General features: G+C 63.1%; 20 protein-coding genes. 15 read left to right on the top strand and 5 right to left on the bottom strand.

Features of this window, described 5'->3' with window-relative positions:
* Positions 1–49 precede the first annotated feature (49 nt).
* Complete coding sequence (gene epsC, locus R5R73_RS13540; RefSeq protein WP_416221242.1) at positions 50–967, top strand: serine O-acetyltransferase EpsC; 918 nt, start codon at positions 50–52, stop codon at positions 965–967.
* 193 nt (positions 968–1,160) lie between these two features.
* On the opposite strand, the gene cmoB is transcribed toward epsC, so the two are convergent.
* A complete protein-coding gene (gene cmoB / locus R5R73_RS13535; protein WP_322527780.1) occupies positions 1,161–2,174 on the bottom strand; it encodes a tRNA 5-methoxyuridine(34)/uridine 5-oxyacetic acid(34) synthase CmoB in 1,014 nt (337 codons plus the stop codon).
* Positions 2,167–2,964 (bottom strand): carboxy-S-adenosyl-L-methionine synthase CmoA, encoded by a 798-nt coding sequence (gene cmoA / locus R5R73_RS13530; RefSeq protein WP_071231647.1) that lies wholly within the window; start codon positions 2,962–2,964, stop codon positions 2,167–2,169. Before cmoA ends, cmoB begins: the two co-directional genes overlap by 8 nt.
* A gap of 119 nt (positions 2,965–3,083) precedes the next feature.
* On the opposite strand from cmoA, the gene pgi reads away from it, so the two are divergent.
* The 6 genes from pgi (at position 3,084) to R5R73_RS13500 (ending at position 13,405) form a co-directional block, all read left to right on the top strand.
* A complete protein-coding gene (pgi, locus tag R5R73_RS13525; protein WP_071231648.1) occupies positions 3,084–4,733 on the top strand; it encodes a glucose-6-phosphate isomerase in 1,650 nt (549 codons plus the stop codon).
* Between the two features lie 60 nt (positions 4,734–4,793).
* Positions 4,794–5,441 (top strand): YqiA/YcfP family alpha/beta fold hydrolase, encoded by a 648-nt coding sequence (locus R5R73_RS13520; protein ID WP_110636962.1) that lies wholly within the window; start codon positions 4,794–4,796, stop codon positions 5,439–5,441.
* Between the two features lie 254 nt (positions 5,442–5,695).
* Positions 5,696–7,576 carry a DNA topoisomerase IV subunit B gene (gene parE, locus R5R73_RS13515; RefSeq protein WP_071231650.1) on the top strand — a complete coding sequence of 627 codons (1,881 nt, stop codon included), beginning with the start codon at positions 5,696–5,698 and terminating at the stop codon, positions 7,574–7,576.
* A 249-nt stretch (positions 7,577–7,825) separates the two neighbouring features.
* Positions 7,826–10,078: a DNA topoisomerase IV subunit A gene (parC, locus tag R5R73_RS13510; RefSeq protein ID WP_322527779.1), complete on the top strand. Its 2,253-nt coding sequence runs from the start codon at positions 7,826–7,828 to the stop codon at positions 10,076–10,078.
* Positions 10,079–10,215: 137 nt separating this feature from the next.
* Positions 10,216–11,427 carry a phosphoserine phosphatase SerB gene (gene serB, locus R5R73_RS13505; RefSeq protein WP_322527778.1) on the top strand — a complete coding sequence of 404 codons (1,212 nt, stop codon included), beginning with the start codon at positions 10,216–10,218 and terminating at the stop codon, positions 11,425–11,427.
* A gap of 235 nt (positions 11,428–11,662) precedes the next feature.
* Entirely contained in the window at positions 11,663–13,405 is a 1,743-nt protein-coding gene (locus R5R73_RS13500; RefSeq protein WP_322527777.1) for an HD domain-containing phosphohydrolase, read from the top strand.
* Between the two features lie 28 nt (positions 13,406–13,433).
* Here R5R73_RS13500 and R5R73_RS13495 read toward each other — a convergent pair whose 3' ends face one another.
* Positions 13,434–14,393 carry a helix-turn-helix transcriptional regulator gene (locus R5R73_RS13495; RefSeq protein ID WP_322527776.1) on the bottom strand — a complete coding sequence of 320 codons (960 nt, stop codon included), beginning with the start codon at positions 14,391–14,393 and terminating at the stop codon, positions 13,434–13,436.
* Positions 14,394–14,554: 161 nt separating this feature from the next.
* Between R5R73_RS13495 and R5R73_RS13490 the strand changes: the two genes are divergently transcribed.
* The 5 genes from R5R73_RS13490 (at position 14,555) to R5R73_RS13470 (ending at position 19,898) form a co-directional block, all read left to right on the top strand.
* A complete protein-coding gene (locus R5R73_RS13490; RefSeq protein WP_322527775.1) occupies positions 14,555–16,702 on the top strand; it encodes a TonB-dependent siderophore receptor in 2,148 nt (715 codons plus the stop codon).
* An 82-nt stretch (positions 16,703–16,784) separates the two neighbouring features.
* Positions 16,785–17,627, top strand: a complete 843-nt coding sequence (locus R5R73_RS13485; RefSeq protein WP_322527774.1) for an alpha/beta hydrolase — start codon at positions 16,785–16,787, stop codon at positions 17,625–17,627.
* Between the two features lie 70 nt (positions 17,628–17,697).
* Positions 17,698–18,750 (top strand): M4 family metallopeptidase, encoded by a 1,053-nt coding sequence (locus R5R73_RS13480; RefSeq protein WP_071231658.1) that lies wholly within the window; start codon positions 17,698–17,700, stop codon positions 18,748–18,750.
* Positions 18,747–19,091, top strand: coding sequence for a protealysin inhibitor emfourin (locus tag R5R73_RS13475; protein ID WP_071231659.1), 345 nt, complete (start codon positions 18,747–18,749; stop codon positions 19,089–19,091). Before R5R73_RS13480 ends, R5R73_RS13475 begins: the two co-directional genes overlap by 4 nt.
* Before the next feature lie 303 nt (positions 19,092–19,394).
* Positions 19,395–19,898, top strand: coding sequence for a DUF3465 domain-containing protein (locus R5R73_RS13470; RefSeq protein ID WP_276232791.1), 504 nt, complete (start codon positions 19,395–19,397; stop codon positions 19,896–19,898).
* Between the two features lie 18 nt (positions 19,899–19,916).
* On the opposite strand, the gene R5R73_RS13465 is transcribed toward R5R73_RS13470, so the two are convergent.
* On the bottom strand, positions 19,917–20,651 hold the full coding sequence (locus tag R5R73_RS13465; protein ID WP_071231661.1) for a glycosyltransferase: 735 nt from the start codon (positions 20,649–20,651) through the stop codon (positions 19,917–19,919).
* A gap of 251 nt (positions 20,652–20,902) precedes the next feature.
* On the opposite strand from R5R73_RS13465, the gene R5R73_RS13460 reads away from it, so the two are divergent.
* Together R5R73_RS13460 and R5R73_RS13455 are read left to right on the top strand one after the other, a co-directional pair.
* Positions 20,903–21,565, top strand: a complete 663-nt coding sequence (locus tag R5R73_RS13460; RefSeq protein ID WP_110636995.1) for a response regulator transcription factor — start codon at positions 20,903–20,905, stop codon at positions 21,563–21,565.
* The gene (locus R5R73_RS13455) at positions 21,562–22,959 is read left to right on the top strand and encodes an ATP-binding protein (RefSeq protein ID WP_322527773.1); all 1,398 of its coding nucleotides are present in this window, start codon (positions 21,562–21,564) and stop codon (positions 22,957–22,959) included. Before R5R73_RS13460 ends, R5R73_RS13455 begins: the two co-directional genes overlap by 4 nt.
* Before the next feature lie 58 nt (positions 22,960–23,017).
* Here the strand turns inward: R5R73_RS13455 and epmB are convergent, their stop codons facing one another.
* Positions 23,018–24,064 (bottom strand): EF-P beta-lysylation protein EpmB, encoded by a 1,047-nt coding sequence (gene epmB, locus R5R73_RS13450; RefSeq protein ID WP_322527772.1) that lies wholly within the window; start codon positions 24,062–24,064, stop codon positions 23,018–23,020.
* A 238-nt stretch (positions 24,065–24,302) separates the two neighbouring features.
* On the opposite strand from epmB, the gene efp reads away from it, so the two are divergent.
* Complete coding sequence (gene efp / locus R5R73_RS13445; RefSeq protein WP_071231664.1) at positions 24,303–24,869, top strand: elongation factor P; 567 nt, start codon at positions 24,303–24,305, stop codon at positions 24,867–24,869.
* Positions 24,870–24,876 lie beyond the last annotated feature (7 nt).

Genomic DNA, 24,876 nt, shown 5'->3' with positions numbered 1-24,876 from the left:
CGGGAACGGGGTTCGCATTCGAAAACGTGCGTCTCGTTTCCAAAGGATGATCGGCATGCAACACGTCAACTGGCAGCTCGACGGTATCGTTACCCAACTGCGCGCGACTCGTGAGCAGTGGCGCGCTCAGAATGGCCGGGAGAGAGAGAAGGGCTGTCGTGAGTTGCCGTCACGACATCGCATTCGGGAAACGCTGGAACTCCTGAGCGGGGCCATCTTTCCGATGCGCCTGGGGCCTTCGGATCTGCGCAAGGAGAGCGAGGACTTCTACGTCGGCCACACGCTGGATCGTGCGCTCAATGCGCTGCACGAGGAAGTGCTGCTCGAGTTGCGCTACATGGCACGGCTCAACGGCAACAAGACCTCCGAGCACCAGGCGGCGGCAACGCAGATCATTCAGGGCTTCGCGGATGACCTGCCCAGCCTGCGCCGGCGTCTCGATGGCGATGTGATGGCCGCCTATTATGGCGATCCGGCGGCGCGCAGCGTCGATGAAGTCCTGCTCTGCTATCCTGGCGTCCACGCCGTGATCTACCACCGCATCGCTCACTATTTCTATCAGGTGGGCGCCGGGCTGGTGGCTCGCATCATCGCCGAGCTGGCGCATTCCGATACCGGCATCGACATTCATCCCGGCGCCCAGATCGGCGAAGGCTTCTTCATCGATCACGGTACCGGTGTGGTCATCGGCGAAACCGCGATCATCGGCAACCGGGTACGGCTCTACCAGGCGGTCACGCTCGGCGCCAAACGCTTCCCGGCCGACGAGAAAGGGCATCTCGAAAAAGGGCTGCCGCGTCACCCGATCGTCGAGGACGACGTGGTCATCTACGCAGGCGCGACGATTCTGGGACGCATCACGGTGGGGCAGGGCTCGGTGATCGGCGGTAACGTCTGGCTGACCTGTAGCGTACCTGCCCAGAGCAACATCACCCAGGCCAATATCCAGAGCGGGCCGTGCCCGTGAAGCGCCGTCGTCTCTAGTTCAAACCAGGTCTAGTTCAAACCAGGCCTAGTCCAAATCGGGTCTAGTCCAAATCTCGTCCAGCGCAACGCCCGCTAGCGTCAATCTTTTCCCAATCCTGTTGCGCAGACATCGGCCGGCATCGCAATGCCGGCCGATGGTCGCTCTGGTAGGCCGAACTCCGGCAGCGCTGCGTTTATCGCTTCGGCTTGCGGGCGATCAGCGTCGCCCGACGCGGCGCAGGGTAGCCTTCGATGGTCAGGCTGCGATCCTCGGGGTCGAGGAAATCGGCCAGCGAATGAAATTGCATCCAGTCGGTCGAGCGCTGTTCGTCGAGCGTGGTGGCCGTTTCGTCGACACAGCGAATGGCTTCGAAGCCGCAGCGCTCGAGCCAGTGCGCGAGGGCGCTTGACGAGGGCAGGAAGTAGACGTTGGGCATGCTGGCATAGCGTTCGCCGGGCATGAACACGGTGCGCTCGTCACCCTCGATCACCAGCGTCTCCAGCACCAGCTCGCCGCCGGGCACCAGCGCATCCTTCAGCTGCAGCAGGTGATCCAGCGGTGAAGGGCGATGATAGAGCACGCCCATCGAAAACACGGTATCGAAGGCGGCGAGCTTCGCCGGAACGTCTTCGATGCCGACCGGCAGAAAGTGGGTGCGCTCGCCATCGGCATCGCCCACGAAGTGACGTACGGCATGGAACTGATAGTAGAAGCGCGGCGAGGGGTCGATCACCAGCACGAACGCGGCACCGGCGCCGGCCATGCGCCAGGCGTGATAGCCGTTGCCACCGCCGACGTCGAGAATCCGGCGGCCGGCGAGCGGGGAAAGATGCGGCGCGACCCGCTGCCATTTCCAGTCCGAGCGCCACTCGGTGTCGATATCGATGTCGCCGAGGCAATAAGGCCCCTTGCGCCACGGCATCAAAATCTTCAGCAGATTCTCGCAGCGCCGCCGCTCGGCGTCGCTCAGTTCGAGCTCCACCGTGATGCTGTCGGCCTGCAGGTCCACCTGGCGCGCTGTCGGCAGCGCCGGCAGTTTGGCCACTGCCTTTTCCCACGCGGGCAGGTCGCCGTGACGACGCCGATCGAGCCCGCGCGCCAGCTGTTCCGGAAGCAGCGCCAGCCAGCGGGTCAGGCCGTGTTCGAGGAAGGCGAGATAGAGCCGGCGTTCGGCGTCCTTGAGCGTATCGATAGCGACGTCAGACATCCTCGAACGCGGCCTTCTCTTGGGATGTCGCCTTGTCCTTGAACGCAGCCTTGTCCTTGAAAGCGACCAAGGAGGCGAAGTTGAGATACTGGAACCAGGTCGTGACGCGCGAGAAGCCGGCCTGGGTCAACCGTTCGTGATGCGCCGCCAGCGTATCCGGCACCAGCACGTTTTCCAGCGCGGTGCGCTTCTGGCTGATCTCCATGTCGCTGTAGCCGTTGGCCCGCTTGAAGTCGTGATAGCGCTCCACCAGCCAGGCGTTCTCCTGCTCGTCTTCCGCGACGATCTTCTCCGACAGCACCAGAATGCCGCCGGGCTCCAGTGCCGCGAACAGCCTGGCGATCACCGCATCGCGGTCCGCCGGCGGCAAAAACTGCAATGTGAAGTTGAGCACGACCATGCCGCTGGGCCGATAGTCCAGATGGCGGATATCGCCCTCGATGAACTGGATCCGATGATCCGGGCTTTCGGCGGCGGCGGTTTCGCGGGCCCGGGCGATCATCGTCGGAGAGAGGTCGACGCCGGTCAGCTCGAAGGCGTCGGCAGGCAGTCGCCCGGCCAGCGCCAGCCCGACCGCGCCCAGCGAGCAGCCCAGATCGTAGACATGGGCGCCATGGCGCAGGTGGCGTTCGGCGATGACGCCGAGCATGCCGAGAATCTGGCCATAGCCGGGAATCGAACGCCGGACCATGTCCGGGAAGCACGCCACGACCTGCTCGTCGAACGAGAAGCTCGCCACACGATCAAGGGGTGTCGAAAAGATGGCGTCACGGTAAGATGCGTCAATCATTGCCGGAAGATATTCTTAATTGGGAGAGCGTGAAGCGAGCGGAACACCTGCAGTACGCCCGCCGCGGCCATAGTGTACGTTTTGCGCCTCTTCGCTGCACGTGACAAGGAGAGCATTAGATGTCGATTCGTGAGACCCAGGCATGGAAAGCGCTCGAGCAGCAGCTCGAAGGGGGAATGCGGGAGGTTCATCTGAAGACCCTGTTCCAGCAGTCGCCGCGCTTCGAGACGTTCTATCTGGAAGCCGCCGGCATCCAGATGGATCTGTCCAAGCAGCGCTGGACGACGGAAGTCCGGGAGCAGTTGCTCTCGCTGGCGCGGGAAGCCGGCGTGCCCGAGGCGGTGCAACGCCTGCTCTCGGGTGAGCGGGTCAATCACACCGAGGACCGCCCGGCGCTGCATACTGCATTGCGTCTGCCGCGGGATGCCAGGCTCGAGGTCGAAGGCGTCGATGTGGTCGGCGAAGTGCATGCCACTCTCGACAAGATGGAAACGCTGGTCAACAAGCTGCTGAACGGCCAGTGGCGCGGCGCGACCGGCAAGCCGATCACCGATGTGGTCAATCTCGGCGTCGGCGGTTCGGACCTGGGGCCGTTGATGGTCACGTCCGCACTGACCGATTTTGAGCCCGATGATGTCTTCGAGGTATCGACCCACTTCGCGTCGACCATGGACGGCTCGCAGCTGGCCGACTTCCTGAGCTGGCTCAACCCCGAAACCACGCTGTTCATCCTGTCGTCGAAGTCCTTCGGCACCATCGATACGCTGTCGAACGCCTCCACTGCGCTGGACTGGATCGCCACGCGCCTGGGCGGTGACGAAGCGCTGATCAAGCGCTTCCACTTCGTCGGCGTTTCCACCAAGCCCGACAAGATGACCGAATGGGGCATCGATCCGGCCAACCAGCTGCTGTTCTGGGACTGGGTCGGCGGTCGCTACTCGCTGTGGAGCGCCATCGGGCTGCCCATTGCCATTCGTGTCGGCATGGACAACTTCCGTCAGCTGCTGGCGGGTGCCCACGCCATGGACGAGCACTTCCGTACCGCCGAGCTGAAGGACAATCTACCGGTCCAACTGGCGCTGATCGGCATCTGGAACGTCAACTTCCTCGATATCCGCTCCCACGCGGTGCTGCCGTACGATGGGCGCCTCAAGCACCTGCCGGGGTACTTCCAGCAGCTCGAGATGGAATCCAACGGCAAGTCCGTCACCAATAATGACGAAGTGGTCGACTATTCCACCTGCCCGGTGATCTGGGGCGAGATCGGCCCCAACGGCCAGCACGCGTTCTACCAGCTGCTGCACCAGGGCACGCAGCCGGTGGCGTGCGACTTCATCGCGCCGGTCAACCGTTACAACGACGTCGAGGACGAACGCTTCCGAGACGACCTGATGGCCCAGCACCGGCTGGCGCTGGCCAACTGCTTCGCTCAGTCCCGCGTGCTGATGCTCGGCGACGACGCGGTGAAGTCCGAGAGCACGCCGCCCAGCTACAAGCGTTACCGCGGCAACCAGCCTTCTTCCACGCTGATGTTCGACAGCCTCAACCCGGCCACGCTGGGTGCTCTGATCGCGCTCTACGAGCACAAGGTGTTCGTGCAGGGCGTGATCTGGGACATCGACTCGTTCGACCAGTGGGGCGTCGAGCTGGGCAAGAAGATCGCTACCGAGACCGAAGAGATCATCGCCACGCAGAACGGTCTGGAGACGCTCGACGACTCCAGCCGCGGGCTGATCAAGGCGATCTGGAAGGGGCAGGAGTCCCGGTGATCGGCGGGTGTCGCGAAAGCGGCGAGGTCTCGGATGTCCAGCGAGCCAGGTGAGGGAGCCATGTCGAGCGAGTCGCTTTCGGTAGCAAGGCCGGCCAGGGCGCTGCTGTACCTGCATGGCTTCAACAGCAGCAGCGCTTCGCCCAAGGCCCGGCTGGTCAAGGCGGCCTGCGAGACGCTGGCCCGACACGAGGGTCGCCCGTTCGCGTGTCTGACCCCGGATTTGTCGTACCGGCCGGACCTGGCCTGGCAGCAGGCCGAAGCGGCACTCGAGTCGCTGGGCCATGAAGATACTCTGCTGGTCGGCAGTTCCATGGGTGGCTTCCTGGCCACGCTGCTGGCGGAGCGCTACGGGCTGCGGGCCGTACTGATCAATCCGGCGGTACGGCCCGCCCGCTTCGTGGCCGATTACCTGGGGCAGACGTTGCTCAACGACGCCTCCGGCGAGCAGTTCACGATCGACAATAGTTATTTCGATCAATTGACCGCCCTGCAGTGGGAACGCATCGTGCATCCCTCGCGCTATCTTCTGCTGCTCGGCAGCGCCGACGAGACGCTGGATTGCCGTGAGGCGCTGCGCGCCTATGCCGGCAGTCGCGCCCTGATTCACCCCGGTGGCGACCACAGTTTCGGTGTGCTGCCCGAGTATCTGCCGGCGCTCTTCGCTCACGGCGGCTGGCACGTGCCGAGATCCCTCGTGCTGTCCTGAGAGCCTCGCGTCAGCATCGGGCGGCAACGCGGTACTGTAGATTTGACCAGTAGGGTGTATCATCGTCGCCAGCCTGCATGGGGTGGAGACGTCGCGATTCGGCTCGTACCGGCGATCACGCCTCGCTAGCGCCAGCCATGGCTCGCGCCAGACGTGCCGCGACGAATCGATGACGCAGCGGTCTCCGCCCTGCAACGTCGATCCTGCAACTTTGACCCTGTGACTTTGACCTTACAAACGTGGCGAGACCCTGCATGACGCAATACAGCGCCAGTTCCATCGAGGTGCTTTCCGGCCTCGATCCGGTCCGCAAGCGGCCGGGCATGTACACCGACACCACCCGTCCCAACCACCTGGTGCAGGAAGTCATCGACAACAGCGTCGATGAGGCCCTGGCAGGGCACGCTCGCGAGATTCGCGTCGTTCTGTTGGACAACGGGGGCATCGAGGTTTCCGACGACGGCCGGGGCATGCCGATCGACGTGCATCCTGAACATGGCGTGACCGGGGTCGAGCTGATCCTCACCCGGCTGCACGCCGGCGGCAAGTTCTCCCAGTCGAGCTACCGCTTTTCCGGCGGCCTGCATGGGGTCGGCGTATCGGTGGTCAACGCGCTGTCGACGCGGCTCGAGGTCGAGGTGTGCCGCGAGGGCAATCGCTACGGTATCGCCTTCGAGAAGGGAGAGAAGGCCGAGGAACTCTCGATCATCGGCAGCTGTGCCAAGCGTGCCACGGGAACGGTGGTGCGTTTCTGGCCGGAGGCGGAATACTTCGACAGCCCCAGGCTGTCACTGCCGAAGCTGAAACACCTGATGCGCGCCAAGGCGGTGCTCTGCCCCGGCCTCAAGGTGGTGCTCAAGGAAACCGATGGCGCCGAGAGCGTCTGGCAGTACGAAGACGGCCTGCGGGACTATCTGGCCCAGGCAGTCGACGGTTTCGACGTGCTGCCGGCATCGCCGTTCACCGGCCACTTCGAGGACGAGGAGCAGGGCGTCGACTGGGCCATTCAGTGGCTGCCGGAAGGCGGCGAGCCGGTCCTGGAATCCTATGTCAACCTGATTCCCACGCCGCTCGGCGGTACCCACGTCAACGGCTTCCGCAGCGGCCTGCTCGAAGCGGTACGCGAGTTCTGCGAATACCGCAGCCTGCTGCCGCGCGGGGTCAAGCTGTCGCCGGAGGATCTGTGGGAGAAGGTATCGTTCGTGCTCTCGATCAAGATGCTCGACCCGCAATTCGCCGGGCAGACCAAGGAGCGGCTGTCGTCACGCACGGTAGCGGGCTTCGTCTCCGGCGTGGTCAAGGACGCCTTCTCGCTGTGGCTCAACCACCATGTCGATCAGGCCGAACAACTGGCCGAACTGGTGATCAGCGCCGCCCAGCGGCGCCAGAAGAGCGCCAAGAAGGTCGCGCGCAAGAAGGTCACCTCGGGGCCGGCGCTGCCCGGCAAGCTGGCCGACTGCTCCGGCCAGGATCCGGTGTCGAGCGAACTGTTCCTGGTCGAGGGGGACTCCGCCGGTGGCAGTGCCAAGCAGGCAAGAAACCGCGAGACCCAGGCGATCCTGCCGCTGCGCGGCAAGATCCTCAACACCTGGGAAGTCGAATCCGCCGATATCTACAGCTCGCAGGAAGTGCACGACATCGCCGTGGCGATCGGTCTCGATCCGGGCAGCGACGATCTCTCCAAGCTGCGCTACCACAAGGTCTGCATTCTCGCCGACGCCGACTCCGACGGGCTGCACATCGCCACGCTGCTGTGTGCGCTGTTCGTGCGCCACTTCCCGGCGCTAGTCGATGCTGGCCACGTCTTCGTCGCCATGCCGCCGCTCTATCGCATCGACCTGGGCAAGGAGGTCTTCTACGCCCTCGACGAGAGCGAGAAGGCCGCGACGCTCAAGCGCCTCGAAGGCAAGCGCGGCACGCCCAACGTCCAGCGCTTCAAGGGCCTGGGCGAGATGAGCCCGCTGCAGCTGCGCGAGACCACCATGGCCGTGGACACCCGACGGCTTGTCCAGCTCACTCGCGAGCTCGACGACGGCACGCTGGAGATGATGGACATGCTGCTGGCGCGCAAGCGGGCGAGCGATAGAAAGAGCTGGCTGGAAGATTACGGCAACATGGCCGAGATAGAAGTCTAGCTACGAGCTACGAGCTACGAGCTACGAGCTACGAGCTACGAGCTACGAGCTACGAGCTACGAGCTACGAGCTAAAGAAGGGATTGCGAACTGGCGATGGTCACCGTTAACAAGTTGCTGACTCGAAAGTGAAGTCCGCCAGCTGACTCGGCCCGCTCGTAGCTCGCGGCCCGTAGCTCGTGGCGGCTCAAAGGTTTAACGAGGGCGCTGCCCTCAACGATTCCACAATCGTGAACAAGGTCAAAATCGTATGACCATGGATATTCAGGTAGCGGAGGGCGACGTCGAACGCCTTTCGCTCAAGGAGTACACCGAGAAGGCGTATCTCGATTATTCGATGTACGTGATTCTTGATCGCGCGTTGCCGCATATCGGCGACGGCATGAAGCCGGTTCAGCGGCGCATCGTCTATGCCATGCGCGAGCTGTCGCTGAACGCCAACGCCAAGTACAAGAAGTCGGCGCGTACCGTCGGCGACGTGCTGGGCAAGTTCCATCCCCACGGCGACAGCGCCTGCTACGAGGCGATGGTGCTGATGGCGCAGTCGTTCAGCTATCGCTATCCGCTGGTCGACGGCCAGGGCAACTGGGGCAGCCCGGACGATCCCAAGTCGTTCGCCGCCATGCGCTACACCGAAGCCCGCCTGTCGCGTTTCTCCGAGACGCTGCTGGCGGAGCTGGGGCAGGGCACGGTCGACTGGACACCCAACTTCGACGGCACCATGAACGAACCGGCGGTGCTGCCGTCGCGGCTTCCTCACGTGCTGCTCAATGGCGGCACGGGCATCGCCGTCGGCATGGCGACCGATATCCCGCCGCACAACGTGGTGGAGGTGGTCGAGGCGACCTGCCATCTGCTGCGCCATCCGCAGGCCAGCGTCGTGGATCTGATGCAGCATCTGCCGGCACCGGATTTCCCGACGGATGCCGAGATCATTTCGCCGGCGGCCGATCTGCGCAAGCTATACGAGTCCGGCCGCGGTTCGGTCAAGCTGCGTGCGCGCTACGAGCGCGAGGATGGCAACATCATGATCACCGCGGTACCGTATCAGGTCAGCGGGGCCAAGGTACTCGAGCAGATCGCCGCCCAGATGCAGGCCAAGAAGTTGCCGATGGTGGCGGATCTGCGCGACGAGTCGACCCACGAGACGCCGACGCGTCTGGTGATCGAGCCGCGCTCCAACCGTATCGATGTCGAGGGGCTGATGGCGCACCTGTTCGCCACCACCGATCTCGAGAAGAACGTTCGCGTCAATCTCAACGTGATCGCGCTCGATGGCCGGCCGCGGGTCATGCCGCTCAACGACATGCTCGGCGAATGGCTGACGTTCCGCCGCGCCACCGTGCGCCGACGCCTGGAGCACCGTCTCGGCAAGGTCGAGGATCGTCTGCACCTGCTCGAAGGTCTGCTGGTCGCCTATCTCAACATCGACGAGGTGATCCGCATCATCCGCGAGGAGGATGAACCCAAGCCGGCGCTGATGAACGCATTCGGCATCACCGAGCGTCAGGCCGAAGCGATTCTCGAGTTGCGTCTGCGTCACCTCGCCAAGCTCGAGGAGATGAAGATTCGCGGCGAGCAGGACGAGCTGGAAGCGGAACGCAAGCAGCTTCAGAAGCTGCTGAGCTCCGAGGCGGCGATGACCGATCTGGTCGAGAAGGAGCTGCGGGAAGCGGCCGAGGCCTACGGCGATGCCCGCCGCTCGCCATTGGTGGAGCGTGCCGAAGCCAGGGCGCTTTCCGAGGTCGAGCTGGTGGGCGCCGATCCGGTGACCGTGGTGCTGTCCGAGAAAGGCTGGATTCGCGCGGCGCGAGGCCACGATATCGACCCTGCCGGGCTCTCCTACAAGGCGGGCGACAGCTTCCACCTGGCGGCACGAGGGAAGACCAACCAGCCGCTGGTGCTGCTCGACGACAGCGGTCGGGCCTACACGATGACGGCCCACAACCTGCCCTCGGCGCGCGGCCAGGGCGAGCCGGTGACCGGGCGGATCAACCCGCCGGCCGGCTCCAGCATGGTCGGGCTGATGCTGGATATCCCCAGCGCGCGCTATCTGCTGGCGTCCGACGGCGGCTATGGTTTCGTGGCCAGGGTCGAAGATCTTCTCGGCAAGAACAAGGCCGGCAAATCGGTGCTTTCGGTGCCCAAGGGATGCAACGTGATGCCGCCCAAGGCGATCCCGGAGGGCGACGGCGTGCGGGTGGCGGCCGTTTCCAACGAGGGGCGCCTGCTGGTCTTCGCGCTGTCGCAATTGCCGGAGATGGCAAAAGGCAAGGGCAACAAGATGATCGACATCCCGGGGGCCAAGGCCGCGAGACGAGAGGAGTTCGTGCGCGACCTGGTGCTGCTGCCGGAAGGAGCGTCGTTGATCGTCTACGCCGGCAAGCGCAAGCAGACGCTGAAGACGGCGGATCTCGAATACTATACCGGCGAGCGTGGCCGTCGCGGCAGCAAGCTGGCGCGTGGATTCCAGAAGGTCGACCGGCTCGAAGTCGAGTCCTGAACGACATCCGACGCTGTCGGATGTTCAAGACAGCGACGACCGAGGGATAGTGATAGCCGGTTACGGGCGCTATTCCTGACAGGTCGTCGGATTCATCGATAAAGAGAGGGCGCAGCTTGGCGCCACGTGGGGAAAAGATGTCACAACGTTTCGTGGTGCGAGCCACTGGGCCCGCACGGCCCGGCCAGACGGCTGCACTGGGTACGGCGCTGGTCAGCGCCCATTGCCGTCTGCTGGATCTGAACCAGCATGTCGCCTTCGGCGAAGTGACGCTGGAGGCGCTGGTCGAGACTGCCGAGGATCTCGAGGCCTTGCTGCCGTCGGCTGGCGACGTGTTCGGGCTGGATTGCCGTGTCGAGAAGGTGTCCTCTGAAAGCGAGGCGCTGTGGAGGGATGTCGCCAAGGACGCCCGCTGGGTACTGACCTTGATGGCACCGACGCTCTCTGCGGAAGTGATGGCGGAAGTCGGCGCGCTGACGGCCGAGCAGGGTCTGGTCATCGAGCGGGTAAAGCGGCTGTCGGCCGGCTGCCAGCTCGACACGGCCGACTCGCTAACCGGTGCCTGCCTCGAGTGGCGACTCAGCGGCGCGGTAGCCGATTCCGCGTCCCTGCGCGAGAAGATCCTGGCGCTGAGCGAGCGCTTCGGCGTCGACGTCGCGCTGCAGCCGGCGAATCCGTGGCGACGGCACCGCCGGCTGGTCTGCTTCGACATGGATTCGACGCTGATCCAGGCGGAAGTCATCGACGAACTGGCGCGGCGCCATGGCGTGTATGACGAGGTGGCCGCGATAACCGAGCGTGCCATGCGGGGCGAACTCGACTTCCAGCAGAGCTTTCGCGAGCGCATGCGCAAGCTGGAAGGGCTGGACGAGTCGGTGCTGGCGGAAATTGCCGAATCGTTACCGCTGATGCCGGGGCTGGAGCGATTGATGCGCTATCTCAAGCGCCTGGGTTATCGGACCGCGATTCTCTCCGGGGGCTTTACCTATTTCGCCCGTTATCTGCAGGAACGGCTGGGTTTCGACGAGATTCATGCCAACGAGCTGGTCATCCGCGACGGCAAGGTTACCGGCGAAGTCCAGGAGCCGATCGTCGACGCCGACCGCAAGGCGATGATGCTCAGGCAGATCGCCGAACGGGAAGGCTGGGATCTGGCCCAGACCGTGGCGGTTGGCGACGGTGCCAACGATCTCAAGATGCTGGCGGCCGCCGGCATGGGCGTGGCGTACCATGCCAAGCCGCTGGTGCGTCAACAGGCGCAGCAGTCGGTGTCCTCCTCCGGTCTCGATGGGCTTTTGTATCTGCTGGGGTATTCGGAATCCGATCTGGCGGCCTTGTCGGAAGACTGAGCAGGGGCCATGGCCGGCACGCCGAACGAGCGAACTCCCGGGTTTCCTCGGGAGTTCGGGTTGATGGAGATCAAATTATTTTGTTCGGACAATAACGAAAAGTTACACTGCTCGCTCACCGGCCGTGACGCGGCCATGCCTGATTGCTTTACCATCGGCTCTTCGTCATCGAGCCTTTTGTCATCAGCGCTTTGTCATTCGCCGTTTGTCATCGACCACGCCTTATCGAAATCTCATGCCCGACTCTGCCTCCACGGATATCCACCAAGCTAAAGCCATAGGGGAGTGGCTCGAGCCACTATGCCTTCAAGGTGGCGCCAATCTGGCGTTCGACACGGCCGGTAGCACTTCCTGGCCGGTATTGCTGGATGACATCGTCATCGGCCAGGCGCTGGTCGTCGATGTGTCTGCGGTGCCGGCGCTGGAAAAGCCTCTTGCCCGGGGGGATGAGTTTCATCTCATCGGTCATGTCAGCGGAGCGCTGGTTCGCACCGCGCCGCTCACGGTGATCGAGCCCCTGGAAGATGCGCAGCGGATACAGTTTCGCTGCACCTACCCCGAATACATCAGCACCATTCACCGGCGCGGTACCTTTCGCGCCCCGCTGCGGGCCGAGATGGGCGTCGAGACGCATCTCACCCTGACGGCGGATGGACCTGTCATCGATACCGAAATCCGCAATCTCTCGCTGGGCGGATGCCTTCTCGCCATGCGTCTGGTGGATGCCGTGGCGCTGACGCCCGGCCAGCCGATCGAGGCTCTCGAACTACGCTTCCCCAATCGGCAGCGCCTCAAGCTCAAGGGGCATATCCGTCATGTACGCACCGATGACGACTGGACGATGGCGCTGATCGGCTGCGAGTTCGATGAATTGCCGATCGACAGCGAGCGGCAACTCTGGCACTGCGTCAAGGAAATCGAACGCGAGGGTGCACGCAAGGCTTCGATCAGCGACAAGCCGCTCGAGCCTTCTTCGCTGTTCCTGCTGCCGCAGGGACGCCGGCCGCAACCGGTCAAGTCGATCCTGACCGCCCCGGCGCCAGTCGCGGGCGCTGACAATACGGTCGTCCGGCGACTGCGGAAGATCGCCGACTATCTGAACGCGCAGAGCCTGCAGCTTCAGAATGGTGGCCTGATTGCCTCATCTTTGCTGTCCCGACATGCGGACACGCTGCTGTCGCTTGGCGCGCAAAGTCGGGAATCGCTGCTCTATGCGCTGGGATATCTCGAGAACGAACCGGTCCAGGTCCAGCATGCGCTGGCGGTCGCGGTTCGTGCCGTCGATCTGGCGCGCAGGCAGGGCTACGACGACAGCACCCTCAAGGCGATCGCGGCCAGCGCCCTGATCCACGATCTCGGCAAGGCGTCGTTGCCTGCCACGCTGCTCGAGAGCCGCGTCCCGTTGAGCGACGCCCAGCGGGCGCTATTGCCGGGGCATGTCCAACTGATCAGCGAGCGGCTGGCCGATTGTCGCTGGCTTTCGACGGATGTCGCCACGTCGGTGGTCGAACAGATCAACGAACGGCTCGACGGCAGCGGCTATCCTCGCGGACTGCGCGCCGAGGCGATCGATGATCTGGGTCGGATGGTGGCGGTGGTCGATGTCATCGATGCGCTGACGCGCCCGCGCGCGGACCGCGAAGCCTGGCCCCTGGTCAATGCTTATCGCCATGTGCTGGGGAACGCCGCGCTCTTCGACAGTGTCTGGGCACAACGCTACTTGCGTCTCTTCGGCATCACGCCAGTAGGCTCGCTGGTGCGATATTCCAGCGGCGCCCTGGCCTGGGTTCAACGTCTGGATGCCAAAGGGCGGCCCTCGCAGGTCCATATGGTGCTCAATGCCAATAGCCGGCAGCGTCGTCTCGATCTGGTACTGGGTCGACACGATCTCGATCAGCTCGGTCGGCTGGAAGGCGTGGCCAAGCCCGGCGATTATGGCTTGTCGCGGAGTGGCAGCGCCTCGCCAGGAACGGCCTGATTTTTCCTTTCCGATTCGCCGGCGAGCGCTAACGCTGGCGTTCCCGTGCCTGACGGGGTGTGATGCCGAAGGTACGGCGGAACGCGGTGGCGAAGTTGGTAGCGTCGTTGTAGCCGGCGAGTTCGGCGGCCTCGCTGACGCTGACATGGCTATCCTGTAGAGCCCGGTTTGCCGCGTCCAGACGCCGCTGACGCAGGTGACGCTGCAACGGCATTCCATAACGCTGCTGACTGAGCCGCTGCAGTGTGCTCACGCTCATGTTTAGATGTCCGGCGATCTCCGTGAGGGTCTTGGTATCGCCACTCCCGCTTTCGATGAAATCCCACAGTCGCCGTTGCTGGCGGGTTTCCCTGCTGTCTCTGTCCGATGTCCGCAACAGCGGTGCCAAGCCTTCGCCGGCCATGGTCAGCGCCAATCCTTCACGCCGCAGGCGAGTGGAAAAATCATCAGCGGTGCGAGGAGTCGAAAGCTGGGTACGAGCCAGCGTCAACAAGCCGGCGCTAGGTTGCCATTGGCGTAGCCCCAGGTGTGGCAGGTCATCGAGCAGACGTGCCGTTTCCGGCAATGTCTGAAGCCAGGCTGGCGACAAGGTCAGCGTTAAACTGAATTCGTGGGTACCGGCCAGAGCGTGGCGCTCGAACGTTGCGGCTTCCCGCAGATGGACCAGTAGGGCCGTCGGCCGTTCCGCGGCGAGTGGCATTGGGCGGCCGTCGAAGCGCACGTCGACCGTACCGGCCATGAACAGGATCAGCTTCAAGCCAGGCATCATTTCTGCATGATTGCTCATGCGATGGCGATTGCGGATCGCGGCATGGCGCAGCACCAACCCCTCTTCGATCACATCCACGCCAAAATTGCCGTCGAGCAGCGGCTCCCCCGGCACGCTGTCGATACGATAGTCGCGTCCGAGATGGATAGCGTGGTGCCTCAGTGCGTCATGCCCAAGCGCTTCTGGGCGAGGCGGGAGGGTGAAATGAGAAGAGATCACGATTGACTGTCAGGCAAAGGTAATTGGAGGTTTCCCACAGGTGAGGTAGAGAATCTTCTGGAATAATGCGTGTCGCCAATCTCATTTGCAACTCATTCTCATTATCATGAACGCCCGGTTTCCGATAAAGGGTTACGGGCGTGGGAGCAAGGAACGACACCATGATTCGCCATCCCCAGCGCTTTCGCTACTGCGTGCCGGTCGCCGTTGGCCTGAGCCTCTCCGCGCCTTGGGCCGCTTCACAGGCCCAGGAACCCCGGTCGGTCGGGGATACATCACTCGAAACCTTGACCGTCAAAGGCAACCGCCTCTACGAGATGCTGCCGTCCGAAACGACCGGCGGATATGCGGTGGATGCAGCGACGGTGGGCACCAAGACACCGGCAGCGCTGCGGGACATACCCCAGTCGATCAGCGTGGTGACGCGGGATGCCATCGAGGATCGCAACCTCGATACGCTCGATCAATTGGCACGGCGTACCCCGGGAGTGCGAGTTCTGAGTAACGATGATGGCCGTTCTTCGATCTACGCGCGTGGCTACGAATACGACGAGGCCAATATCGATGGTCTGCCGGCACCGATGCAAAGTATCAACGGCACGGTACCGGATTTGGCGGCGTTCGATCGCGTCGAGATCATGCGCGGGCCATCGGGGTTGTTCAACAGCACCAGCGAGATGGGCGGCATCGTCAATCTGGTTCGCAAGCGTCCGACCTACGATTTTCAGGGCCATGTCACCGGTCGCCATAGCATTTCGGAACAGGGCAGTTGGGACCAGCGCTATCTCGAAAGCGATTTGAGCGGTCCGATTACCAGCGACGGGCGGGTGCGGGGACGCCTGGTGGTGGCGGATAGTGACAGCAACGGCTTTGCCGACCATAACGAAAATCAGCATCAGACGTTCTACGGGGCGATCGACGCCGATCTCGATGACGCCACGACGCTATCGCTGGCATTCCTGCGTCAGCATCGGGACCTGGTGCCAAACAACGGCCTGCCGACCGATGCCAACGGTAATCTGCTCGATTTCACCCGATCCGCTTTCGTCGGCGCGGACTGGAACGACTTCACCATGCAAAGCAATGACTGGTTTGCCGAGTTGACGCATCGTTTCGCCAATGGGGGATACGGACGTTTCGCGGCACGTTACTCGGATCGCAACGCTTCCTATAACTATGCCTTCGGCGGCAGCGCGCTCGATGACGGGAGTCTCGGCATCGCTGGCACCGCAGCCGACATCGATCAGCAAGCATTGTCCATGGATGCCAGCTACAGCCAGCCGTTCGAAGCCATGGGTAACGTCAGCGAGTTCGTGGTAGGAACGGACTATAAACGTTTCGAAACCGACAACGCCTCGGCGCGGGCAAAGCTTGGCAATACCACGCTTGCCGATTTCAATGACATCGCCTACGTCGATATTCTTGACGACTATCTGAGCGCCGACACACGTCAGACGCTGGAAGAGTACGGACTCTATGGCAAGCTGACGTTCCGTCCGGTTCAGCCCCTTGCGTTGATTGTCGGCGGGCGAGTCAGCCGTTACCGCGTCGGACTCAGCGACCATCTCAGCGGCGAGCGTTACACACGGGACGACGACGGCAGGTTCACCGGTTATGCCGGTGCGGTATTCGATCTCGATAGCTACCACGCGCTTTACGCGAGCTACTCGCAGGTGTTCAAACCGCAAACCGAGTACGACGCAAGCGGTGACCTGCTCAAACCGCGCGAGGGAGAACAGTACGAGGTCGGTATCAAAGGGGCCTACTTCGGCGGCAATCTCAATGCTCGTATTAGTGCGTTCCGTCTATACGACGACAACTATGCTGCGAGCGTCGTGAATGAGGATTACTCAGCGGATATTGGGAAACGTCGTATTCAAGGCGCAGAGTTCGAGGTGACCGGCGCCCTCACGCCTCAGTGGGATATCATTGCGGGTTACACTTATCTGGATACCGAAGTCGAGCGTGGCGATACCGAAGCGACATTCGCCTTGATGCCGCACAATGCGGTCAATCTCTGGACCCAGTACGCTTTCGCTCCGGGCCCGTTGGATGGCTGGCACGTAGGGGGCGGGGTTACCGCAATGAGCGATTTCCATACACTCAGCAACGCTCCGCGGATCAACGCGCCCGGTTACGCAATCGTCGACGCCATGGTGGGTTACGACTTCAGCTCTCATCTATCGGGCCAACTCAACTTCAACAACATTTTCGACCGCGACTACTACTATCGCGTCGGTAGCGTGGGTACCTTCAACCTGATCGGCGAACCGGCCAATGTCGTCGCGTCACTGCGTTATGACTTCTGATGCATTACGTCTCTGGCTCTTCGGCTGCCTGTCATGGGCGGCCGTTTTCATCATGCCCGCTGCCGTCGCTGAGGAGCCGACCATGACCACCGATCCCGCGACGCAGCCCGTGATGCTGCCTGATACGCAGCAATGGATGCTCCATGGCGAGTCCACCGGGCGCGACTATCTGATTCAGGTCTCGATACCGGATTCGCCGCCACCGGCCAGTGGCTATCCGGTACTTTATGTCCTCGATGGCAATGCGCGCTTTCCGCTGGCAGTGGTGGGGCGTGACAGCCTGACGCTGCGCGGCCCCGATGGCGGCACCAGTCCCTGGCTGATCGTGGGAATCGGTTACTCCGATACCCGTCGTTTCGACAGCGAAGCGCGTAGTGAAGACTATACGCCGGCGGTATCGAGCATGCTGGCGGTCGACTCGCGTGGCCGCCCCGTCGGCGGCGCGGATCGTTTCCAGGATTTTCTCCAGAATCAGCTGTTGCCGCAGGTCGCCGAGCGGTTCGAGGTCGATGCCTCCCGCCGTGCGCTGCTCGGCCACTCCTACGGTGGCTTGTTCGCGTTATACACCGCGCTGACCCGACCGAAGCTCTTCAGCGATTACCTCGCCATTAGCCCATCGCTATGGTGGGGAGACGGATTCCTGTACGCGCTGCCTTCGGCAGGAGCCAGCGGAAAGACGCGGGTGCTGCTGGGCGCGGGCGATCAGGAGCGGGGACAGCGGCCGGCATTTGCAGAAGCCACTGATACGCCATCCACGTCCGTGCCGGCAATGTGCGACAACGTGGTCTGCTTTGCGCAGTGGCTGCAAACCGGGCACGCCGATTGGGTCATCGACCATCGCTCGTTCGAGAGTGCCAGCCATGGCAACGTCATGTGGCCCGCGATGCAGGCGGTATGGGCGTTTCTTGACAAAAAGGAACAGTGACGCAGCGGCCACATGGGAAAGATTGAACCACACTGTGAGTGCCAAGCTCTGACGCACAGGAGGTGATCGCATGGCTGGATTGGACGGTTCCAAGTCTTTCGCGGGCTTCATGCCGCCCCATGTTCTCGAACGCATCATGTCGCATGGCAATGCGCGGCTACAGCAGTGCGCGCGCATGACCCTGCAGGCCGATGCGCAATTTCGGCTGCGCAATGCGGCACCGCCGGCGGCGCGACCCGCGGATGGCAGCCGGCCCGGCGAGGTCGCGCGCTATATCTATTCGGCAGGCAATCAGCAGACGCTACCCGGTGACCTGGTTCGTCAGGAGGGCGAGCCGGATAGCGGCGACGCCGCCGTCGACGAAGCCTACCGGTGGCTGGGTGCCACCTACCTTTTTTACTGGCAGGTCTTCGAGCGCGACTCCATCGATGGCGAGGGCATGGCCTTGCTGGGAACGGTGCACTACGGCGAAGACTACGACAACGCCTTCTGGAACGGCGCCCAGATGGTGTTCGGTGACGGCGACGGCGAGCTGTTCAACCGTTTCACTGCCGCGCTCGATGTCGTCGCCCATGAATTGACCCATGGCGTCATCGAGCGCGAGGCCGGTCTCGTCTACGCCGATCAGTCGGGGGCGCTTAACGAGTCTCTGGCGGACGTTTTCGGTGCCATGGTCAAGCAGCATCACTTCGAGCAGAGCGTGGAAGAAGCCGACTGGCTGATCGGGGAAGGGCTGCTCACCGATCGCGTCAACGGTCTCGCGCTGCGCTCGATGGCCAATCCGGGCAGCGCCTACGATGACCCTGTACTCGGCAAGGATCCCCAGCCGGGCCACATGGACGACTTCGTGCGCACGTCCTCGGACAACGGCGGCGTGCATATCAATTCCGGGATCCCCAACCGCGCCTTTTTTCTCGCGGCGACGGGGCTGGGTGGTTTTGCCTGGGAGAAGGCGGGCCCGGTCTGGTTCGACGCGCTCACCGATTCGCGCCTGCAACGCGATGGCAATTTCGCCCAGTTCGCCCAGCTCACGGTCGACTGTGCGGCGAAGCGCTTCGGCAACGACAGCGAAGTCATGCAGGTCGTCAATCGGGCCTGGGTCGAGGTAGGTGTTCTCTCATGAGCGACAGCGCGGGCCTCGAGCTCGAGCCGACCAGCGTGCTGCTGGTCACTCGGGAGGGCGGCTTCGTGGTCACGCCCGGCTTGTCCGCTCCGCGGCGTATCGACTGCCGGGAGCTGACCGAGCGCCAGCGGCTGAGACTCCAGACGGTGCTCGAGGAGCTCGATCATCGCCGTGGCGACTTGCCAGCAGCCGGCGCCGACAGACGATCCTTCCGGGTGACGCTGACAATGCCCTCGGGTCGAGCCGAAAAGGAGTGGGAGCTGGAGGAGAGCGCCGCACCCAGGTCATTGATCGTGCTCTGGAAACGAGGCGCCCGGGGGCTCGATGAGAGTGACGACTAACCGGCCAGCCATCGTCGGGCCGAGTTTTTTTACGTTTTCGTGGAACTCTATCGGAATATCGAACTCTGACCTAGTAGCCCAGGATGGGCGCACAGCGTAGGCCGGGCCTGAATTGGGTCCGGCTTCTTTTTGTCCGTTTTTCAGCTGTCCTGCGCATTCGGTTTACGCGATACCGCGGCTTTTCGATCGACGTTCGGTCGATGGCCCTCTTCCTCGTACGGGTCAACGGACCCGTTTCCCTGTGTTATCTTGCAGCCTGTCGTCGAGACTCGGCTGAACCCATTGCGACTTCACGGTAGAAAGATGCGACGAAGATCCATCAAGGTGCGACGTCGGCCGATGCTGGCGGGGTTGCTGGTCGCCATCGTCATCGCGGCACTTGCCAGTCAACTGGTTGGGGGCGGGGGAGGCGCAAGCGAGCCCTCGTCTCGGTCCGGCGTTGATCTTTTGCCGGGTGCCGGAACGCAGGCCAGCGCCGAAGCGACGCTTCAGCGTGCCTTCGACACGCATCGGGAAGGATTCTGGATCGAGGCGTCAGGGCAGATCGTGCGGGTGCTGGCGGATGATCGGGAAGGCAGTCGCCACCAGCGGGTCATTGTCACGCTGGATACCGGCCAGACGCTGCTGATTGCTCACAATATCGATGTTGCGCCGCGCGTCGAACGGATAGAAGTGGGCGATCGCCTACGCTTTCGCGGCGAATACGTGTGGAATGCCCAAGGTGGCGTCATTCACTGGACCCACCACGATCCCGACGGCACCGAACTCGGCGGCTGGCTGGAGCATCAGGGGCGCCGTTATCGGTGACCGGGCGCCGATGACGCCTCAGCGGGCGTAGCCGCGAACCCGGCGTTTCCCCGTAATTCGCTGGGCGTGCCAGCGTCGCGATAGCCACCACATGCCCAGCCAGTCTCGGGCGTGCCCCGCGAGATTGGCGGGAAAATGCCAGAGCGAGAAGCGGGCAGCTTGTGTCCCGTGGCGCAGATTGACGCGGTAACTGCCGATGTGGCCACCGCTTCGCCGAATCAGCAGAGGGAGAAAGCGGTGCAGCCGGTCGACGGACGGCAATGCGATCAGCACGTCGCGACGAATCAGTCGCAGGCCGGCCCGTTCGCTGTCCGCGAGTTCGATGCCCAGGCTTCGGCATGCGCGAAAGAGCGACCTTCTCCAGCGGCAGCGCGGGTCGAGCGGAATGCCCTCGACCAGCGTCAAGCCTTGATGCCGGGCTTCGCTGAGCATCTCGGGAATGTCATGAGGATCGTCTCGCCCCTGGGCGTCGAGCGTCGCGATCCATTCCCCCATGGCAAGCCTGCCGGCTTGCCATAGCGCCGCGTCGGCGCCGATGGCCGTGGCCTGGCGATAGAGCCGAATCCGGCTATCGCTGGCCGCCAGTTGTGACAGCGCATCCTCGTCGTTTTCGGAGGTGGCGTCGTCGATGACGATGAATTCCAGGCCGGCAGCGTGGCGAAGTGCGCTGGATGCCTCGGCCACGACCTGACCGACCGCATGAGAGGCATCGTGGACAGTGATGACAAGTGATAACTTGGGTAGTTCGAGCATGATGAAATCCCGTTGGTTTTCAAAGCGTCGACTTTGCTCGTCCCGTCGGAGGCGTCACTATGACAGCCTATTCTTAACACCGGCTTAGTGATCTGCGGTGTTAGCGGTCACTTATGTTTCGAATTGTCCGGCTGGCACGCGACAATGTCATGTCAGCAGGGCGGGAACCAATCCGGCGGTGCCATTGTATTGATAGGGCAACGTTTTGAAAGCCGAGTTCGCCAGGAGTGGCGACAGTTAGAGAGAACGTCATGAGGGTAATGCTGGTTGAGGACGACCCGTTGTTGGGAGAAGGCGTCGTCGACGTGCTGCGACGCGAGCAGATGGTGCCTGAATGGCTCACCGAGGGGCGCGGAGTCTGCGAAGCTCTCGAAGGATCCACTTTCGATGCGCTGATACTGGACTTGGGGCTTCCGGATATCGACGGCTTCGAGTTGCTCAAGCAGTTGCGGGAAGCGCAAAGTCAGATTCCGGTGTTGATCCTCACGGCAAGGGACGACGTGGTCGATCGCATCCGGGGGCTCGATGGCGGGGCGGACGATTATCTCGTCAAGCCTTTCGACAACGGCGAACTGCTGGCGCGGTTGCGTGCACTGGTACGGCGAAGCGCCGGGCGCGCATCGCCGGTGGTGACCTGCGGCCGACTGACGCTGGACCCGGCAGCGCACGAGATTCGTTTCGATCAGTCGGTGGTGGCGCTGGGGCGCCGCGAGCATGACCTGCTGGCGTACCTGATGACGCATCCGGGGCAGGTGTTTACGCGCGACCAACTGGTCGAGGTGCTCTACGGCTGGGACGCCGAAGTCGAGAGCAACGTCATCGAAGTCCATGTTCATCATCTGCGCCGGAAGTTCGGCAGTGGCGTGGTGACGACCGTGCGTAACGTCGGCTATCGGCTGGGAGCTGCGGGTTGAGATCGATTCGTCGTTACCTTCGACGTGTCCTGTTGATAACGGTGACGCTGATCACCTCGTTGGCCGCGCTCTGGAGTTATCACGACACTCGCGATCAGATCAACGAACTGTTCGACGCCGAACTGGCGCAGACCACGCGAACGATGGTCGCGCTCTATTTCGAATATCGCGGCGAGCAGGGGCGGGACCCGCAGGAAATGATCCACGACCTGCAGCTTCAGCCCGTCATGCTGCCGGACAGTCTCACCGACGAACCGACTCCGCTGGGGCATCCCTACGAGAAGAAGCTGGGATTCCAGATCTGGGATGACGATGGTCACGCCTTGCTGGGCATGAGAACCCCCGGTGTGCTGGAGACCATGATCCCGGCACCCGGCTACGCGCACACCGAGGGCGAGGGCCACGACTGGCGCACCTTCACGCTGTATGACGAGGTCCACGGCGTCTGGGCCAGCGCCGCTCAGCGCGACGATGTGCGCGACGAGCTGACCTGGCAGATTGCGCTGCGCAACCTGATGCCACCGGTGATCGGCGTGCTGTTGATCGCGCTGCTGATCCCCTTCGTCATCGCGCGTGGTTTTTCTCCCCTGCTGCGCATCAGTCGCCAGATCACCGCTCGCCGGCCGAGCTATCTGGAGCCCATCGACGGCAGCGAGGCGCCGGATGAAATTCGCGGCATGGTCGATGCACTCAATGGCCTGTTCGGCCGCCTGGCCGAAACGCTGGAAAAAGAGCGTCGCTTCACCGCCAACGCCGCCCACGAGCTGCGTACACCCCTGGCGGCGATCAAGGTGCACGCGCAGAACCTGATGACGGATACCACCGAAGCGCGCTCCCAGCGCGGTGCGCGCTCCATCATCAACGGGGTCGACCGCATGACGCGCGTGGTCGAACAGCTGCTGACACTCTCCCGGCTCGAGAGCGGTGAGGGCATGAATCGGCAGACGGTGGATCTGACCCGGCTGGGACGAGAGCTGCAGCGGGACATGCAACCGCTGATCGAGCGGCGGGGCATCCGCTTCACCCAGGAAATTCCCGATGCACTCCAGATTCGCAGCTACGAGAACGGCCTTTACGTGCTGCTGCGCAATCTGCTCGACAACGCGCTGCGTTATACCCCGGAAGGGGGCGAAGTCTGCCTGCGGATGCGGCAAGCCGAGGATCGGTTGCACATCGAGATCGCCGACAGCGGGCCGGGGATTCCGGTCGCCGAGCGCGAACGGGTATTCGAGCGCTTCGTGCGCCTGGCCGGGCAGCGCACCAGCGGATCGGGGCTGGGGCTGTCGATCGTTCAGGAACTGGCCGAACGGCTTGGCGGAGAGATCCGCCTCGACGAGACTTCCCTGCCGGTCGCCAGCGGCCTGAGCGTTCATGTCACGCTGCCGATAGAGTGAGGAGAGAGTCGAGGCGAGGGCCGGGGTGCGGCCCTGGAGCGAACGATCGGCCAGGAACTCAGAGCGGTGTCTTGCTCCGTTCGCCGGGCACCTCGCGGACCAGCCGCGGCATCAGGAAGCCGGCCAGCCGCTGACGCAGGGCATCCACCAGATCGCGGGCTTCGTCGTCGGGCACATCGAAATGCGCCGCGCCCGATACCGGGTCGAGCACGTGCAGGTAATAGGGCAGGATCCCGGCCTCGAACAGTCGCTCCGAGAGCGTGGATAGCGTGTCCACGTCGTCGTTGATCCCGCGCAGCAGCACGCTCTGGTTGAGCAGCGTGACGCCAGCCGCCTTGAGTCGAGCGCAGGCTGCCACCACCGCTTCGTCGATCTCCTGGGCATGATTGATGTGCAGGACCATCACCTTCTGCAATCGAGTGCTACCGAGCCATTCGAGCAGCGCATCGTCGACGCGATCGGGTATCACCACCGGCAAACGGGTATGAATGCGCAGCCGCTTGAGATGCGGAATCGCGTCCAGCCGTTCGACGAGCGCGGCCAGCCGACGATCCGGCGAGGCCAGCGGATCGCCGCCGGAAAGGATCGCTTCTCGGATCGAGTCGTCCTCGCGCAGGTAATCGAGTGTCCGTTCCCACTCCCGCATCGACGGTGCGTTGTCGGCATAGGGGAAGTGACGGCGGAAGCAGTAACGGCAATTGATTGCACAGGTCGGGCTGGCAATCAGCAACGCCCGGCCGGGATACTTGTGAATCAGCCCCGGCTTCGGCGTGTGGTCGCGCTCTTCCAGTGGGTCATCGACGAAGCCTCGCACGGCATCGCCTTCCGCGCCCAGCGGCAGGACCTGACGCAGCAGGGGATCGTTCGGGTCGCCACGCCGGATCCGCGAGAGATAAGCCAGCGGCACGCGTACCGGAAACAGGTCGTGCCCGAGTCTGGCGCCCGACGACCACTCGAAATCGAGTTCCAGGTGCCGGCAGAGGGCGGCGGGGTCGCGGATCACGTCGCGCAGTTGCTGCTGCCAGTCGCCCACCGGTGTATCGGACACGGGCGCTTCGGGTTCGACCTCTTCGCAATGCACAGCGATCGGGGTTCGGGTTATCATGCTGGCCACTCGAAATCAGAGCGCGTGCCCAGGAAACTCTGAATCGATGGCTGCGCGAGCGATTCGCCGCGTTGCGCGGTACTCGAACACTCTCCTAACACCAGGTTATGTTTCGTGTTCTGTGTGCCGTGCGCCTTGCGTATCATCTCGCTCGCCTATCGCTTCAGCGCTTCCCAACAGCGCGCGGTTAGGGATTTTTCGTCGCGGGCGAACCGCGAACGGTTACTAGTGAGGAATCATGGCGAACTATTCTACCAACGAATTCAAGGGCGGCCTGAAGGTCATGCTGGACGGCGACCCGTGCAACATTCTCGAGAACGAATTCGTCAAGCCCGGCAAAGGCCAGGCTTTCAACCGCGTCAAGCTGCGCAACCTGATCACCGGCCGCGTCTGGGAGCGCACGTTCAAGTCTGGCGAGTCGCTGGAAGGCGCCGACGTCATGGACCTGGACATGGAGTACGTCTACACCGACGGCGACATGTGGCACTTCATGAAGACCGATGGCTCCTTCGAGCAGTACGCGGTCGACAAGAAGGCCATCGGCGACGTCGAGAAGTGGCTCAAGGAACAGGCCGTCTATACCGTCACGCTGTGGAACGATAACGCCATTGCCGTCTCGCCGCCCAACTTCCTCGAACTCGAAGTGGTCGAGACCGATCCCGGCCTCAAGGGCGACACCGCGCAGGGCGGTTCCAAGCCGGCGACGCTCTCTTCCGGCGCCGTGGTTCGTGTGCCGCTGTTCATCAATCAGGGCGAAGTGCTGAAGGTCGATACGCGTAGTGGTGAGTACGTCTCCCGCGCATAATTCATTG

The organism is Salinicola sp. LHM (genome assembly GCF_034479735.1).
Lineage (GTDB): Bacteria > Pseudomonadota > Gammaproteobacteria > Pseudomonadales > Halomonadaceae > Salinicola > Salinicola salarius.
This window is presented reverse-complemented; position numbering and strand designations above follow the sequence as displayed.